Origin of the sequence: Micromonospora sp. CP22 (assembly GCF_009712475.1) — a bacterium.
Classification (GTDB): domain Bacteria; phylum Actinomycetota; class Actinomycetes; order Mycobacteriales; family Micromonosporaceae; genus Micromonospora.
On the sequence record NZ_VCJO01000012.1, the window covers coordinates 20,524 to 36,878 of the forward strand.

Below are 16,355 nucleotides of genomic sequence, written 5' to 3' on the forward strand. Positions count from 1 at the left end.
ACGACGCAGTCCGGGCCGGGTCAACGTGTCCACACTCACCGTGCCTGGTCGATGGCGGCCTGCAAGGACCGCCGGTAGGCGTCACTGGTCGCGGTCGCGCCGGAAACGGTGTCCAGGTCGGCGCTCTGCCGTTCCACCACCATCCCCACCGTCCCGCTGTACCGGCTGTCGACCTGGTCGCTGCGCTGGTCGGACTGTGCCGTCCGGCGTGGCAGTCGCAGCGCCGCCGCGTTGACGATCCGGTCACCGACCAGGTTGATCCGCACCTGCACGTCGCCGAACTCGTTCGTCACCACCGGCCCGAGGATCGTGCTGGTGGGTTGCGGGTCGGCCGCGCCGCTGCGGGCGGCGGCCGGGGACTTCGAGGCGGCACCCGCGCCGGACCGGCTCGCCCCGGTGGCGCTGCGCGTCGGCTTCGGTGAGCGGGCCTTCGACGGCGTCGCCTCCGGGCTGGTCGTCGGTGCCGGCTCGTCGGCTGCGGAAGGCGCCGCGATGGGCACCGCCTGGTCGAGGTGACCGGTCCCCGGTGCCGCCTTCAACACCACCAACGCGGTGGTGCCGGCGGCCAGGCCGGTGATCGCGAAGAACGCGCGACGCATGCGGTGTGCCCTCTCAGAGTGCGAAGGTGGCGAGGTGGATCTGGCGGCGACGCACACCGGCCTGGCGGAGCACCTGTCGGTACTGCTCGACCAGGCCCGGTGGCCCGCACAGGTAGACGTCGCGCCGGGCCACGTCGGGCACCAGCTGACGCAGTCCGTCGGGGGTCGTCACCTGCCGGGGGCCGGGGTCGTCGCGGGAGCCGAAGACGTACCAGACCCGCAGGCCGCGATTGCGCGACAGCCAGTCCAGTTCCTCCTGCAACAGCACGTCGGCGGGGGTACGGGCCCGGTAGATCAGGGCGGCACCCGGAGGTAGTTCCTCCAGCATCGCCCGCAGCGGGGTGATGCCGCTGCCCGCAGCGATCAGCAGTGCCCGCTCCCGGGTGCGGTGGGCCGCCGTGCAGGTGCCCGACGGGCCGATCGCCCAGACCCGTACGCCGGGGTCGAGGTTGCGCAGATCCTGGGTGTGCCGACCGACCACCTTGACGGTCAGCCGCAGCCAGCGGTCGTTGGCGGCGGCGGAGACGGAGAACGGGTGCGACTGCCACCAGCAACCCCGGGTCAGGAAACGCCAGCGGAAGAACTGCCCACCCAACAGGTCCAGCCGGTCGAGGCGTTCCCCGGTCAGGTAGAGCGAGACGACGTCGGGGCCCTCGACGACCACGTCGCTGACCCGCAGCCGGTGCCGCAGGTTGAACCACAGGGGCACGACCACCCGACCCCACAACCACGCGGCGACCACCAACACGTACAGGGCGATCCAGCCGGTGCGTACCGGGCCGGGTCGGAACAGCTGGCTGCCGTTGCTGAACTGGTGGGCGTAGCCGAGCAGCAGGACGGCGTACGCGGCCAGGTGGATGGCGTGCCACAGCTCGTACGGCAGCACCCGCCGCACCGCGCGTACGCTGACCAGCCCCACCAGGACCAACAGACCGGCAGCGACGAACGCGGAAACCATGTCCTGGTACTCGCGCAGCATCACCCCGGCCTGGCCGAACGGCGACCGACCCTCCAACCCGGCGTAGCCGACCAGGATCAGGGCCACGTGGGCGAGCACCGCGACCAGCAGGGTGGCGGCGACGTCGCGGTGCCAGCGGGCGATCCGCTCCCCTCCGGCCCAGCGTTCCAACACCGGCAGGCGGCTCATCATCAGCACCTGGACCAGCAGCAGGTAGCCGGCGACCAGACCGGTGATCTGCCCGGCGGCGGTGGTCATCGCGGTGGCACCGGTCAACGAGCCGGTCGGGGTGTCCCGCCACCACGGCAGGACGCTCGCGACGAGGCCGCCCAGGAACAGCACCACCAGCAGCCGGCGCCCGAAGGCACCGCGCCTCGGCACGGCCGGTGGTGGGGCCGGTGGCTGCCGCGACCACGGTCCGGAGCGGCGGTCCGACCGAGGGCTGGCGTACGGGCGAGGGCGGGTCGTCACGTCCCGCCGCCGCACTCGTCGAGCTGATCGGCCATGCACCGTTTTCCGATTCCTGTCGGGCGTCGCCCCAGGACGTGACCGTTGCTCCGGGCGACGACTGATGCCTGAAGAGGGTTTGCCCCGGGAAGGTAATCACCGATCGGCATACCGACAAGGCGGGTCGAGCGCCCCAACCGACGTGCTTAAGGCACGCACATCAAGGCGCGCGACTACCGGGTGGATCGGGCACGCACGTCACAAGCAGGGCGTTCGTCGCTCAGGTGTGCTCACCGGCGACATTCGCACCCCGGCGGCACCGCCACGCCGGTTCGCCGCGTCCGGCGAAGATTTAAGGTTCGGATAAGCAGTCGCTCAGCTGTCGACGACCGCTCTCCTCCGCCGCCGGTCCGCAAAGTAGGAAGAGGCCGCCGATCCGGCAAAGTAGGAAGAGCAAGAGCGCGTGAGCCCTCTCCGCAGCGGGTATTCCGTCGCACCGTTGCTGAACGCGTGAGGGGAAGGCACATGCTCAGCAAAGAGGATCAACGCAGATTCGAACAGATCACCCGCAACCTGCGGGAGAGCGACCCAGCGTTCTTCGCCCGGCTCGACAACCGGGCCCGGGGCCGTCGTGGCCGCTGGCTGCTGCTGTTGACCGTCGTACTCTGGGCGGCGCTGCCGGCGACCACCGTGCTCGCCGGCCGGATCGCCGGGGCGATCTTCGCGGTGGTGCTGGTGACCAACGCGGCGCTGATGTGGCGGTTCCGCCAACGTTGGCTATGACGTCAGGGTCGCGTTCCGTCCAGGGCCGAGTGACCTCGTGGCGAGTCGGAAGCCACTCGATCCGGGATCGAACGTGACCCTGACGCCGTCTCGGCTTCGTCGCCGAGCTGGCGGTAGGCGTGGCGCAAACGTTCGACGAGTCCCGGGCCGCCGATGGCCGGCGCGGGCGCGCCGAGTTGTCGCAACAACAGGTCCGGCCGGGCGGTCAGGCTCGGCGGGCGGTCCGGCAGTGGCACGGGCGGCAGCCAGAACCGGTCCATTGTCTCGGCCAGTGGCGTCACGGGCAGGTCAGCCAACGCCCGGGCGGCACCGGCGGCGGGCAGGTCCACCTCGCGGTCACCGGGTGAGCCGTCGGCGGCGTCCCGCCCGGTGTCGGCGGTGGCCCGGACGCGGCTACCTCGACCGGTTCGTTCCGGCAGCGCCGCCCCGTCCCGCGCCGCCGGGACGTCGACCCCGGCGGTCGGCTCGCCGTCCGGGGGTGTCGTCGCCGGGTCGGCCCCGGCGCGCAGCTGTCGCAGTCGGGCGAGCAGTTCCGTCCGGCTGCGACCACGCCAGTGCAGCAGTGTGAACGGGTCCGCGTCGAACGCCTCGGCGAGCAGATAGAAGGTCGCCGCGAGGTGTTTGCACGGCACCGCGACGTCCGGGCACGAGCACCGCTGGTCCAGGTCGGTGACCGCCGCCGGGAACAGCGGCGCCTCGGCCGCGACGAACAGCTCCTCCAACTCGGCCGGCAGGTCACCGGCGAGCAGCCGGGCGCTGAAGAACGCCTGGGCGGCCAGTTGCTCCTCGATCCGTGCCCACAGCCCGGGCGGGAAGGGTGGCAGGGTGACGCTGACCTGGTACGGCTTCGGCCGGGATCCCTGCACCATCGCGGTCACCACACCCGCGGCGACGTCGAGGCGGAGCACCTGACCGGCACGGGCGTACGACCGGCCCCGGGTCAGCCGGGTGCCGAGCGCGAAGGACTCCAGCACCTCCAGGAACCGACGCGACCACCAGGACACCCCGATCGCGCCCCGGGTGCTGCGGGCCCGCAGACCGCCGTCGACCCGACGCGGTGGACCGTAGTCGGCGAACCTGCCGCCACTGTCGACGCTCACTCGACCACCGCTCCCGCCTCCAGGGCGAACAACTCGCGCAGCTGCGCGGTGGACAGCTCGGTTACCCACTGTTCGCCGGTGCCCACCACGGAGGCGGCCAGGCCACGCTTGTCGGCGATCAGCGCGGCGACCTTCTCCTCGACCGTGCCGGCGCAGACGAACTTGCGGACCTGCACCCGGCGGCGCTGTCCGATCCGGAACGCCCGGTCGGTGGCCTGGTCCTCCACCGCCGGGTTCCACCACCGGTCGACGTGCACCACGTGGTTGGCGGCGGTCAGCGTCAGCCCGGTGCCGCCGGCCTTGAGCGAGAGGACGAACAGCGCCGGTCCGCCGTCGGACTGGAAGCGGGCCACCATCGCGTCACGGTCGGCCTTGCCGACCCCGCCGTGCAGGAACAGCACCTCCCGGCCGAACCGGGCCGACAGGTGCCCACGCAGCATCCCGCCGAACTCCGCGTACTGGGTGAACAGCAGCGCCTTCTCGCCCGCCGCGAGGACCTCGTCGAGGATCTCCTCCAGCCGGGCCAGTTTGCCCGAGCGGCCCGCCAACGGCGAACCGTCCCGCAGCAGCTGCGCGGGATGGTTACAGACCTGCTTGAGCCGGGTCATGGTGGCCAGCACCAGCCCCCGCCGCTCGATGCCGTCGCTGGACTCGATCCGGGTCATCATGTCGTCGACCACCGCCCGGTAGAGCGCCGCCTGCTCGGCGGTGAGGTTGCAGACGACCTCCATCTCCAGTTTCTCCGGCAGGTCCGAGATGATCGACGAGTCGGTCTTGAGCCGGCGCAGCACGAACGGGCCGGTGATCCGGCGAAGCCGTTCGGCGGTCTCGGTGTCCCCGTGCCGCTCGATCGGTTCGGCGAACCGCTTGCGGAACGTCGCCGCCGGACCGAGCAGCCCCGGGTTGGCGAACTGCATGATGGACCACAGGTCCGCCAGCCGGTTCTCCACCGGCGTACCGGTGACCGCGATGCGGTGTCGCGCCGGCAGTGCCCGTACCGCCTCAGCCTGCCGGGTGGCGGCGTTCTTGATGGCCTGCGCCTCGTCCACCACCACCCGGTGCCAGTCGACGCCGGCCAGGTCCGCCGCGTCCCGGGCGGCCACCGAATACGTGGTGAGGACCAGGTCCGCGGCGTGCACGGCGGCGGTGAACTCGTCGCCCCGGGCCCGCTGCGCGCCATGGTGCACGTGTACGCGTTTGTCCGGCGTGAACCGGGCCGCCTCCCGCTGCCAGTTGCCGACCAGCGACATCGGACAGATCAGCAGGGTCGGACCGGCCTGCGGCGGGTCGGCGGCCAGCAGGGCCAGCAGTTGCACCGTCTTACCCAGCCCCATGTCGTCGGCGAGGATCCCGCCGAGCCCCAGCGACTGGAGGAACGCCAGCCAGGCCAGTCCCCGCCGCTGGTACGGCCGCAGCGTGCCGTGGAAGGAGGACGGCTCGTCCAGCGGGGCGAGCCGCCGCTCGACGGCACCGGCGAGCAGGTCGCCGAGCGCCCCGTCGGCGCTCACCTCGACCACCGGCAACGCGTCCGGTTGGTCGGCGTCGGACAGGCCGAGACGCAGCAGGTCGGCCACGGTCAACTCGCCTGTGGAACGCAGCAGGCGCAGACCGGCGGCGAGCCGTTTCGGGTCCAGTTCGACCCAGCGCCCCCGCAGCCGTACCAGCGGGGTCTTCAGCTCGGCCAGCTGGGTCAACTCCTCCTCGGTCAACGGTTCGTCGCCGAGGGCCAGTTCCCAGCGGTAGTCGACCAGGGCATCCAGCCCCACCCGGTCAGCCGGGCCGGTGACCGCGCCGGGTGCGCTGCGGGAACGTGCCCGCAGCCGGGCGCCGAGCCGTGACGCGGGCCGCTGCCACCACGACGGCAACAGCACCGTGAAACCCGCCGCGTGCAACGTGGGCGCGCCCTCCCGCAGGAACCGGTGCGCGCCCTCGGTGTCCAGTTCCAGCCCCTCCGGCCGGGCGGTACGCAGCGCGGCGTCCAACTCCGGCCAGAGTCGGCTGGCCCGGCCGAGTTCGGCCAGCAGGATCTCCTGCGGATGGTCACCGGCGACGGTGGTGGCGTCGCCGCGCCACACCTGTCCGGCGTCGACGTGCAGGCCCGGCTGGTCGTCGGCGCGCAGCCCGAACTCGACCCGCCACCGGTCGGCGGTGGCCACCACCGTGTCCCGGTCGGCCGGTACCACCGTCACCGGTTCGGACAGCTCCTCGGCCGACGGCTCGACCAGCCGGAAACTGGCCCGCACGGTGCCTCCGGCGGCGTCGCGCTGCCACTGGTCCAGCTCGGCGCGGAGCGTACGCAGCGCCGCCGGTTCGGCGGTGAACCCGCGAGATGGGCCGGTCAACGCGCCCAGCCAGGCCGACACGGCACCGTTCGGCCGTGCACCCCGGGCCAGCGTCATCGGCGGCAGCGCGGCGCGTACCGCCGCATCGGTCAGCGCGTCGAGGGCGTCGGCGACCAGCAGCCCGGGCACCTCGGCCGACCCGTCGGACAGGCCCGACGCCCGGGTCGTGGACCGGCGGCCGGGACCGTCCGCAGGCTCACCGGTCGACGCCGTCCGACGGCTACGGGTGCCCGGTCGGCGCCCGGCTGGCATCGTCGGCAGTTCCACCTCGACGACCGCGCGGGCGGCTGGGGGCAGGGCGAGCGCCAGCGACCGGGCCCAGGCGGCGTCCGTGCCGGTCAGCAGGGGTCGCCACACCGCCCAGGCCGACGACGCCTCGGTCGGGGTGGCGCGCCGGGTGGCGCGACCACCACGGCGCTGGGGGGCCGCAGTCCGCGTGGTGGCGGGAACCGGCTCGGACGGCGGGTCGGCGAGGCTGGGCAGGACCCGGCCACGGGCGGCCAGGTCGGTGGCGAAGTCGGCCAGTTCGGCCAGGTGTCGCAGGCTCGCGCCGGGTGTGGCGGCCAGCTTCTCAACGGTACGCAGCACGGCCAGCGCGGCGTCCGGGGCGTACGCCAGCACCGGCACCTGCCATCCGGCGAGGGTGACCGGGCCACGGACCGGTGCCACGACGGCGGTGCGGACCAGCTCCGGCGAGTCCAACGGCGAACCGGCCCGGGTGGGCAGGCGCAGCAGCGCGGTGCCGAGGTCGTCCGGTTCGGCGGCGTCGGCCAACAGCGCGACCAGCGTGGCGTGTCCGGCGGCGAACGGGTGTGGGCGGGCCCGTGGTGCCCGGCCAGGACGGCGCGGAGCGTGGGGTGGCAGGGTGCTGTCCTCGGCCCAGACCGCAAGCCCCCGGCCGGGCAGCCACATCCCCTGGACGACCTGCACGCACTCCCCCTCGGACCGGACGGGCCCGCGCTACCCGACGGTGACCCAGGATAGGCGGCGCCGACCGGCTAGCGTCGGTGCCATGTGCGACCTCCTGGTGATCGGTGGCCTCGGCGTCGATGTGCGGGTGCGGGTGCCCCGGCTGCCGCTGCCGGTGGTCGACTCGGTCACCGTCGACCCGATCGAGTTGCGGGTCGGCAACACCGGAGCCGGTGTGGTGCTCGCCGCGCACGCGCTCGGGCTGCGGGTGGCGGTGGTCGACTCGGTGGGCGTGGACCCGGCCGGTGCCGTCGTGCGGGCCGCGCTGGCCCGTACCGGCGTGCCGGCGGTCCTGGCCGACGACCCGGCGGGCACCCGACGGTCGGTGAACCTGGTCGACCCCGACGGACGGCGGATGTCGCTGTACGACCCTCGGCCCTCGGCCGGTCCGCCACCGTTCGCGGCGGCCCGGATCGCGGAACTGGTCCGGGACGCCACCCACGTCCATCTGTCGATCATGGGGTGGGTGCGGGAGCTGCTGCCCGCCCTCGGTGACGTGCTCGGCGAGGGGGTGGGTACCTCGACCGATCTGCACGACTGGGACGGGCGCAACGCGTACCACCGCCCCTTCGCCGACATCGCCGAGTTGGTGCTGGTCAGCGGCGCGGCGCTCGGCGATCGGGCGACGGTTGTGGCCGACACCCTGGCACCGCGCCCGGTGCTGGTGACCCGGGGCGCGGACGGTGCCGACCTGCATCTGGGCGGCGGCGTGCAGCGGATTCCGGCGGCCGTGCCGCCCGGCCCGGTGATCGACACCAACGGCGCCGGGGACGCCTTCGCGGCGGGGATCATCGCGGCCCGGTCACGCGGCGCGACCTGGGCGGAGGCGGCCGGGTACGGGACCCGGGTCGCCGCTGCGGCCTGCACCCACGACGGCATGGAGTACCCGCCGGGGCTACTCCCCCGCGACTGACGGAATCATCACGCTTCGCCCTGCGGGTGACCGGCGGCCGGGGCAGGATGGGCGCATGGCATCCACGGTTGAGATCCCGCTGGTGGGCGGCACCGCCGACGGTGAGCGCGTCACCGTCGAGTTGGACCCGAACGGCCGCCCCCCGCTCACCCATCACCACCTGGGCCCGGAAGGGCTGGCGGCAGCGGAGATCTACGAGTTGGAGTCCGTCGACACCGACCCGCAGCAATGGCGCTACTGCTGGCGGGGCCCGGCGGTCTGAACCCGGCCCCCGCCTCCGCTCAGGCACCGACCTCCACCAGGGATTTGTTCCGCAGGCTCTCCAGCACCGCCCGGGTCACCTGGGAGGTGCCCCGGGCCTCGTCGCACACCCGGGCCACCCGCTCGGCGGTGACCTCGGCCCGCTGGTCGCGCTCATCCCACAACTGGTCCACCTCGGCCAGCAGCGGGCCCTCCACCTCGCGCTCCACGCCCCGCAACGCGGGCACCCCGAGCCGCTGCGCAAGGTCGAAGACCTTGCCGGCGTACGGCAGGGGCAGGAACGGCGCACCCATCATCGCGGCGAAGATCAGGAAGTGCAGGCGCATCCCGACCGCCAGGTCGAAATGACGCATCAAACCGAGGATCTGCTGCGGTGAGTAGGTGCCGTGCAGGATCCGCCCCCGATCGGCGGCGATCATGTGCGACAGCACCCCGTGCGAGTGCCGGATGTCGTCACGCTCCATCGGTACGAACAGCACGTGCGCGTCGATCCGGTGCACCAGGAAGTCACCGATCTGCGCCAACAGCCGGTGATATCCGTCCACGTCGAGCCGCTCCGCCGCCCGGCCCGGTTCCCGCACGCTCATCCCCACCAGCCGTTTTCCGGACGGCACGCCCTCCTCACGGAGGAACTCGGCGGGAAAGTCCTCGGGTTCCAGCAGGAACGCCGGATCACCGGTGACGGTGATCGGGTTGAGCAGGCCCGCCTCCTCCAGCACCATCCGCGACTCCTGGTCGCGTACGGTCACCTGGACCGCGCCGGCCAACGTCTCCCGGACCATGCCGGTGTCCACCATCTCGTTGAGCGGCCCGACACCGACCGCGTACGTCAGCAGTGGCAGCCCCCGCTCCTGCGCCACCCGTACGACCCGCAGGTAGCGGCGTGCCTCCTTGTCGTAGAGGATGCCGCCGCCGCCCAGAATGAGCAGGTCGAGCTGGGACAGGACGAGGGCGGAGTCGGTTCGGCTGACTCCCTCCCACGGCACCGCCTCCACGTCCGGGTGCGCGACCGCGGTGTGCGCGGGGTTCCGCGAGAACACGATGATCCGGGCGTGCGGCTCCTGCTGTCGCAGATCGGCCAGCAGTCCGGTGAGGATCGCCTCGTCGCCCAGGTTTCGCCCGCCGTACGAGCCGAGCACGCCGATGGTCAGTCCGGAACGCGTCATCCGTCGCTCCTCCCCAGGTGCGTCTGCTCGATCGTTTCCCCGCTGCGGTGGTGAACAGTCCTCGCAGGTCACCCGGGTGCCCACGGGCGGGTGGTAAACAGCTTGCCGGTGAGATCACCGGCGGGCAGCGTGTACGCCATGGGGGCGCGTACGAGGAATCGCCTGCGGTGGCACCAGTTGCCCGCAGATGTCCGATCCGCCGTGGAGTCGATCATCGGCGACCGGGTCGTCGAAGCGGTGTCGCAGCCGGGTGGCTACTCTCCCGGCACCGCCGACCGGGTACGCACCGCAGGCGGCCGGCGCGTCTTCGTCAAGGCGGCCAGCCCCGACCAGAACCCGGACACCCCGACCCTGCACCGGGCCGAGGCGCGGATCACCGCCGCGCTGCCCGCGTACGCCCCGACGCCCCGCCTGCTCGGCTGTCACGACGACGGCCACTGGGTGGCGTTGGTGCTCACCGACGTCGACGGGCGACACCCGGTCGCTCCGTGGCGCGCCGACGAACTCGATGCCGTGTTCGACGCGCTGGAACGGATGTCGGCGGCGCTCACGCCCAGCCCGGTGGCAGAGGTCCCGCCCATCGCCGAGCGGCTGGCCGGTGAGTTCACCGGCTGGCAACGGGTCGCCGACGACCCGCCGTCGACGCTGACCTCCTGGGTCCGGGCCCACCTCGACGAACTCTGCGCCTGGTCGGAGCGGGGCCTGGCATCGCTGACCGGTGACTCCCTCTGCCACGTCGACGTCCGCGCGGACAACCTGCTCATCGACCAGGCCGGCCGGGTCACCGTGATCGACTGGCCGTGGGCGGCCCGTGGCCCGGCCTGGCTGGACACCGCGATGCTGATGGTCGACGTACGCATGAACGGCGGGCACGACACCGAGGCGCTGCTGCGCCGGCTACCGCTCACCGCCGCAGCCGACCCCGATGCGGTGACCGGCCTCTACGTCGGCCTGGCCGGTTTCTTCACCGACCGGGCGCGCCTGCCCCCGCCGCCCGGCATCCCGACCCTCCGGGCGTTCCAGCAGGCCCAAGCCGACGCCCTGCTCACCTGGCTCCCCCAACGCCTAACCCCCTAGACCCCCGGGGGCCGAGGCCCGGAGGCAGCAATATCCCCGAAGTTGCTGCCTCCGCCGGACCGTGACACCGCAACAACCCTGAAGTTGCTGCCTCCCCCTGGTCGCCGTGGGTCAGGTGGGCGGGGTTGCGGGGTGGGTGAGGAAGGGGAGGACCGCGGCGGGGAGGGCGGGCGAGTCGACGATGTCGTAGTGGGTGAGACCGGGCAGGACGGCCAACCGGGCAGCCGGGCGATCGGTGCCGTCCCAGCCGGCGTCCCGGTGACCGCCGCCGAGCAGACCGAAGAACTCCACCATGTGGGTCGGGCGGATCGAATCGGCGTCGGCGAAGACCAGCATCGTCGGCGTGGTGATCGCGGCGACCTCCGGTGACCAGTCGTAGTCGCGGCGTAGCAGCTCACCGGTCCTGACCCAGAGCAGTGGCCAGTCCTGCGGGCGGGGAGCCACTCGCCGGTACAACTGCTCGGGAGGGGTGCCACGCATCCGCTCGGCGGCGGCCTCGTCGGGCTCGGGCATCCCGGCGAGCACCTCGGGAAACCAACCCTGCCGTCGGAACGGGGCGGAGACCACCACCAGCCGACGGAGCAACTGCCGGTGCTGAATCGCCAACCGCAGGGCGACCCCACCGCCGAGGGAGAAACCGAGCACCTCGACCTCGGCCAGTTCGAGGTGACCGATCAGCGCCGCCACGTCGTCGGCCATCGACTCGTACCGCAGGGGGCGACCGGCATCGGCGGTGCGTCCGTGACCGGGCAGGTCGACGCTGACCACCATGCGACGCCGCGCCAACGCGGGTCGGATCGCGGCGAAGGTCTCCACCGCACCGAACCCGCCGTGCAGCAACACCAACGGTCGCCCGGAACCCTGCGTCTCGTACCAGAACCGAACGCCGTTGACCTCGGCGAAAGCCACCCGCATCTCCCATCAAGCCACCGGTGGGCAGGGCCCGTCTCGGCCGGTGCCGGTGGGTGTCTCGCCGAGCTGGTAGGCGAGTGCTGCAGGTGCGGCCAACCGCCACCGGCCGATGGGTCACCTGCGGTGTTCTCGCAGGTGAGAGGGGTTTGTGGGCGCGGCAGGTTTCGAACCTGCGACCCCTCGCTTGTAAGGCGAGTGCTCTCCCACTGAGCTACGCGCCCGGAACGCCGTACGGCGGGCCGGCGGTTGGCAGCTTACCCTGCCACCCGCCGGCCCGGACGGACGCCTCGCACCAGGTGGGACGAGGTCAGGCCACGGCCTCCGCCAGTGCCTTGCGCCAGCTCTGCTGGTCGCGGGCCTCACCGGGCGGCTTCATCTCGGCGAAGCGGACCACGCCGGCCCGGTCGATGACGAAGGTGCCCCGGTTGGCGATGCCGGCTTCCTCGTTGAAGACGCCGTACGCCTGCGCGACAGCGCCGTGCGGCCAGAAGTCGGACAGCAGCGGGAACTGGTAGTCCTCCCGTTCGGCCCAGACCTTGTGGGCGAAGACCGAGTCGACACTGACGGTCAGTAGTTGGACCTCGTCGTTGACGTACTCGTCGAGGTTGTCCCGCGCCTCGGTGAGTTCGCCCTGGCACGTGCCGGTGAACGCCAGCGGGTAGAAGACCAGCAGGACGGTACGCCGACCCCGGAAGTCGGAGAGTCGTACCTGCTGGTTGTTCTGGTCCTTCAACACGAAGTCAGGTGCCTCGGCGCCAACCTCGATGGGCATGCGAACTCCTCGAATCGTTCGGAACGGCCTCGGTCTCTCGCCGTGGACGGGGCTACTTCTTGCTCTTGGCCCCGCGACGCAGCACGAGTCGGGCACCGCTCCAGTCCTTGCCGGCGTTGACCGTGGACGTCTGTTGGAGGCCAGCGGTAGGTGCCGACTCGGCGATCTCGCTCGGCTCGACGTGGCCGTCGCGCCCGGCCTTCGGCGTCAGCAGCCACACGACCCCGTTGTCGGCCAGCGGGCCGAGGGCGTCGACGAGCAACTCGAAGAGATCACCGTCGCCGTCCCGGTACCAGACCAGCACCGCGTCGACGACCTCGTCGGTGTCCTCGTCGACCAGATCTCCACAGCGGTCGGTCAGGGCGTCCCGGAGATCGGAGTCGACGTCGTCGTCGTAGCCCATCTCCATGACGACCATCCCCGGCTCGATGCCGAACCGGTCCGCCAGGCTGCGTACCCCATCAGCAGCCTGACCAGCGGTCGCGCTCACTGTCGCGTGCCTCCTCATCTCGTCCGAACCGGCGTCTGCTCGACGCCGTCAGGCAAAGTCCACACAGTTGTGCCGTCCTGCGCAAGTGGCGCACCGGGTGGAACGAAATTTACCGTGCCAGCAGCGTACGGGCACCCTGGGTGATGGCCTCCTCCGACACCAGGACCTGCCGGGCAGCCGGTCCCAGTGGCACGAAAGAGTCAACAGCGGCCACCCGGCGTGCCGCCCCGACATATCCGGCATCCACCAGCGCGGCGATCACCCCCTCGCCCACCCCACCGGAGCGGCGGGTCTCGTCCACCACCAGCACCCGACCGGTCACGGTGGCCTCCCGGATGAGATCGGCCACCGGCAGCGGCGCGAGCCAGCGCAGGTCCACGACCCGGGTGCCGATCCCCTCGTCGGCCAGGGCCGAGGCGGCCCGCAGCGACATTCGTACGCCGTTGCCGAAGGTGACGATGGTGACGTCGTCGGCCGAACCGACCCCGTACACGCGGGCCCGCCCCACCGGCACGTGGCTGCCGGCCCAGGCGGCCGGTTCGGCGTAACCGGCCAGCCACTCGCCGTCACCGTCGGTGTAGAGGTCGCGGGTGTGGTAGAGCGCGATGGGCTCCAGGAACACGCAGACACTGCCGTCCACCACCGCGCTCGCCAGGCAGGTCCGCAGCATCGCCGCCGCGTCGTCCGGCCGGGCCGGTACCGCGATCACCAGACCCGGTACGTCCCGCAGCACGGCGACCGAGTTGTCGTTGTGGAAGTGCCCCCCGAACCCCTCCTGGTACGCCAGACCGGCCACCCGCACCACCATCGGGTTGCGCCACGCCCCCTGCGAGAAGAACCGCATGGTCGCCGCCTCGCCCCGCAGCTGGTCCTCGGCGTTGTGCAGGTACGCGAGGTACTGGATCTCCGGCACCGACAGCATCCCGGCCAGGCCCGCGCCGAGACCGAGGCCGAGGATCGAGGTCTCGTCGAGCAGCGTGTCGAACACCCGGGCCGCGCCGAACCGGTCACGCAGCCCCTTGGTCACCCCGTAGATCCCGCCCTTGACGGCGACGTCCTCGCCGAAGACCGCCATCTGCGGGTAGTAGAGCAGCCCGTCGGTGAGCGCCGCGTTGATGCTCTGCGCGAGGGTGAGCGGCCCGGCCAGTTCCGGCGGTTTACCGCCGAACGCCTCGGCCCGCGCCTCGGCGTCCGGCCCGGCGGCACGGGCACCCGCGTCGGAGACCGCCAGGGCGGCCCGGACCGGCCGACGCGGCGCCAGCGGGGCGATCACCTCGGCGGCGTCGACCAGTTTCGGCTCGTCGAGCACCTCCTCGGCGATCCGGCGGACCTGCCATCCGATCTCGTCGTAGCGGTCCAGCAGCTCCGCGCCGCTGGCCAGGCCCGCGTCGACCAGCCGCCGCGCGGTGGCGACCACCGGATCGCGGTCCACGTCGGCGGCGATCTCCGAGGCGGGGCGGTAGGCGCTCTCGGCGTCCGCACCGGCGTGACCCATCAGCCGGACCGTGGTCAGGTGCAGCACCGCCGGTCGTCGGTGCCGACGCACCCAGGCCGCCGCCTCGGCCGCCACCTCGTACGTGCCGACCAGGTCGGACCCGTCGGCGGCGAAGTACCGGATGCCGGGCTTGGAGCGCAGGGCCGTCGCCACCCACCCCTGCGGGGACCGGACACTGATGCCCAGCCCGTTGTCCTCGCAGACGAAGAGCACCGGGATGCGCAGGCCGGTGTGGTCGTACCAGCCGGCGGTGTTGAACGCGGCCGTGGCGCTGGCATGGTTGATCGAGGCGTCCCCGAACGAGCAGACCACGATGGCGTCGGTCGGCCAGGGCGCCGGTTCGGGTTGCGTCGTACCACCCCGGCGCACCTCCCGTCGGGCGTCCAGCCGACGCAGCCGCTCCACGGCGAGGCCCATGCCGACCGCCCGGGGAAGGTGCGAGGCGATCGTGGAGGTCGTCGGAATCACCGCGAGGTCGGCGCGGCCGAACACCTTGTGCCGGCCACCGGCGATCGGTTCCCGGCTGGAGGCCACCATGCCGCGCAGCACGTCCCGGGCCGCGTCGGCGTAGGCCCGGGGCACCGGCCGCTTGACCGCCGTCATCCGGCTGCCGCCGGGCCGGTCGCCGGTCGCGCTGACCGGCGCGGTCACGGTCACCGGCCGGGACTCGGCCAGCGGTACGGCCGCCGGTTGGTTGGCGGCGGGCACCTCCCCCACCGGCCCGCCAGCGGCAGCGGCCCGGTCGGGGTCGACACCGGCACCCTCGGAGTCGGCGGCGGCAGCGACGCGCCCGGAGTCGGCGGCGGCAGCGGCGCGCTCGGAATCGGCAGCGGCGCGCTCGGAATCGGCTCCCTCGGCGTCGGCAGCAGCGCGGTCGGAGTCGGCAGCAGCCCGGTCGGGCTCGGCGGCGGCGCGGCCGGGGTCGTCGGTCGCCCGGTCCGGGTCGACGGCGGCGTCGTCCGACCGGTCGACGGTCGTCACGCCGGTCGGCCCGGCACCACCGGACGAACCGGGAGCGGCGGTCGAGCCAGCACCGCTGGTCGGGTCGGCATCTGCCGGGGTCGGGCCGGTGACGGGTGACGTCGGCGCGGACCGCCCGACCGGCGCCGACCGCTCGACCGGCTCAGACCCCTCAACCGGCTCAGACCGCGTAGTCGGCTCGGGCTGCGGGGGCGAACTCGCTTGGGCGGCCCGGACGCAGTAGAAGGCGCCGGAACGGTAGTGCAGCAGGGCCGGGTCGGTGGGCCGCAGGGCCGCCGCCACCGCCGCGTTGCCCTCGTGGCCGGCGGAGCCGATGGTGTAGTAGCCCTCGCCGAAGCTGCGCAACCAGCGACCGGCCAGGTCGAGTTGTCGGCTGGTGACCTGGGCATCGAAGAGGTCGAGCAGTTGGGCACCGGTCAGCGCGCTGCCCTCGGTCACCGGTTCCGCCGGGTCGGCACGGTGCGCCGGTGCGGCGAGGGCGGCCAGGGACTCTCGGAACCGGTCGTCGAGATCCTGCGGGGTGGTCACGTCCGACAGCATTACCGACTGACGCACGCCTCGCACAGTCGAGCGTGTCTCACGCCGTCGCGCGTGTCCCGCCCGGCCGCCGCGTGGCGAGCCGCCGCCGACCTGCGCCGCTCCCGCCGATCGGCGGGGATGGGTTCAGCCGGGCAGGAAGGAGAAGCGGACCTGCCGGGTGGGGTTGTCGCCGTTGGTGTCGACCAGACAGATCGACTGCCAGGTGCCCAGGGCCAGTCGGCCACCGAGCACGGGCAGCGTCGCGTACGGGGCGACGAAGGCGGGCAGCACGTGGTCGCGGCCGTGCCCCGGTGAGCCGTGCCGGTGTCGCCAGCGATCGTCGGTCGGCAGCACCGCGTCCAGTGCGGTGAGCAGGTCGTCGTCCGAACCGGCTCCGGTCTCGATGATGGCCACCCCGGCGGTGGCGTGCGGCACGAAGACGTGGAGCAGGCCGTCGCCGGAGCCGGTGACGAACTGCTCGGCCTCGGCCGTGATGTCCCGGACGGTGGGCCGGGAACCGGTCCGGACGGTGATCAGCTCACTACGCACAACCCGCATTGTTCCCCACCCG

13 protein-coding genes, 1 tRNA gene and 2 pseudogenes are annotated in these 16,355 nt (G+C 72.7%); 4 read left to right on the plus strand and 12 right to left on the minus strand.

The features are described from left to right. Positions 1-35: 35 nt before the first annotated feature. Entirely contained in the window at positions 36-599 is a 564-nt protein-coding gene (locus tag FF096_RS19155) for an FMN-binding protein (RefSeq protein WP_155220453.1), read from the minus strand. A 13-nt stretch (positions 600-612) separates the two neighbouring features. Further along, the gene (locus tag FF096_RS19160; RefSeq protein WP_309223588.1) at positions 613-2,028 is read right to left on the minus strand and encodes a ferredoxin reductase family protein; all 1,416 of its coding nucleotides are present in this window, start codon (positions 2,026-2,028) and stop codon (positions 613-615) included. Positions 2,029-2,529: 501 nt separating this feature from the next. On the opposite strand from FF096_RS19160, the gene FF096_RS19165 reads away from it, so the two are divergent. Next, the gene (locus tag FF096_RS19165) at positions 2,530-2,787 is read left to right on the plus strand and encodes a DUF3040 domain-containing protein (protein ID WP_155220455.1); all 258 of its coding nucleotides are present in this window, start codon (positions 2,530-2,532) and stop codon (positions 2,785-2,787) included. A gap of 2 nt (positions 2,788-2,789) precedes the next feature. Here FF096_RS19165 and FF096_RS19170 read toward each other — a convergent pair whose 3' ends face one another. From FF096_RS19170 to FF096_RS27525, 3 genes and pseudogenes are all read right to left on the minus strand, one after another. Continuing rightward, positions 2,790-3,887 (minus strand): SWIM zinc finger family protein, encoded by a 1,098-nt coding sequence (locus FF096_RS19170; RefSeq protein WP_309223589.1) that lies wholly within the window; start codon positions 3,885-3,887, stop codon positions 2,790-2,792. Next, positions 3,884-6,031 (minus strand): annotated as a pseudogene (locus FF096_RS19175) (DEAD/DEAH box helicase); the annotation flags it as partial. The pseudogene FF096_RS19175 and the gene FF096_RS19170, both read right to left, overlap by 4 nt. Positions 6,032-6,096: 65 nt before the next feature. Next, positions 6,097-7,141: pseudogene (locus FF096_RS27525) on the minus strand (ATP-dependent helicase); the annotation flags it as partial. Between the two features lie 100 nt (positions 7,142-7,241). On the opposite strand from FF096_RS27525, the gene FF096_RS19180 reads away from it, so the two are divergent. Next, complete coding sequence (locus FF096_RS19180; protein ID WP_155220457.1) at positions 7,242-8,111, plus strand: carbohydrate kinase family protein; 870 nt, start codon at positions 7,242-7,244, stop codon at positions 8,109-8,111. Between the two features lie 55 nt (positions 8,112-8,166). Further along, positions 8,167-8,373: a hypothetical protein gene (locus FF096_RS19185; RefSeq protein WP_155220459.1), complete on the plus strand. Its 207-nt coding sequence runs from the start codon at positions 8,167-8,169 to the stop codon at positions 8,371-8,373. 19 nt (positions 8,374-8,392) lie between these two features. Here the strand turns inward: FF096_RS19185 and FF096_RS19190 are convergent, their stop codons facing one another. Then, a complete protein-coding gene (locus tag FF096_RS19190; RefSeq protein WP_155220461.1) occupies positions 8,393-9,538 on the minus strand; it encodes a polysaccharide pyruvyl transferase family protein in 1,146 nt (381 codons plus the stop codon). Positions 9,539-9,676: 138 nt separating this feature from the next. Between FF096_RS19190 and FF096_RS19195 the strand changes: the two genes are divergently transcribed. Next, entirely contained in the window at positions 9,677-10,615 is a 939-nt protein-coding gene (locus tag FF096_RS19195; RefSeq protein ID WP_155220615.1) for an aminoglycoside phosphotransferase family protein, read from the plus strand. 111 nt (positions 10,616-10,726) lie between these two features. Here FF096_RS19195 and FF096_RS19200 read toward each other — a convergent pair whose 3' ends face one another. The 6 genes from FF096_RS19200 to FF096_RS19230 all read right to left on the minus strand — a co-directional run bounded on the left by FF096_RS19200 (position 10,727) and on the right by FF096_RS19230 (position 16,333). Beyond that, a complete protein-coding gene (locus FF096_RS19200) occupies positions 10,727-11,524 on the minus strand; it encodes an alpha/beta hydrolase (RefSeq protein ID WP_309223591.1) in 798 nt (265 codons plus the stop codon). A gap of 152 nt (positions 11,525-11,676) precedes the next feature. Further along, a tRNA-Val gene (locus FF096_RS19205) sits at positions 11,677-11,748 on the minus strand. 86 nt (positions 11,749-11,834) lie between these two features. Beyond that, positions 11,835-12,299: a peroxiredoxin gene (locus FF096_RS19210; protein WP_155220465.1), complete on the minus strand. Its 465-nt coding sequence runs from the start codon at positions 12,297-12,299 to the stop codon at positions 11,835-11,837. 52 nt (positions 12,300-12,351) lie between these two features. After that, entirely contained in the window at positions 12,352-12,789 is a 438-nt protein-coding gene (locus FF096_RS19215) for a DUF3052 domain-containing protein (RefSeq protein WP_309223592.1), read from the minus strand. 109 nt (positions 12,790-12,898) lie between these two features. Next, positions 12,899-15,805: a thiamine pyrophosphate-dependent enzyme gene (locus FF096_RS19220; protein WP_230462778.1), complete on the minus strand. Its 2,907-nt coding sequence runs from the start codon at positions 15,803-15,805 to the stop codon at positions 12,899-12,901. 123 nt (positions 15,806-15,928) lie between these two features. Next, positions 15,929-16,333 (minus strand): YjbQ family protein, encoded by a 405-nt coding sequence (locus FF096_RS19230; RefSeq protein ID WP_309223594.1) that lies wholly within the window; start codon positions 16,331-16,333, stop codon positions 15,929-15,931. Positions 16,334-16,355: the final 22 nt, after the last annotated feature.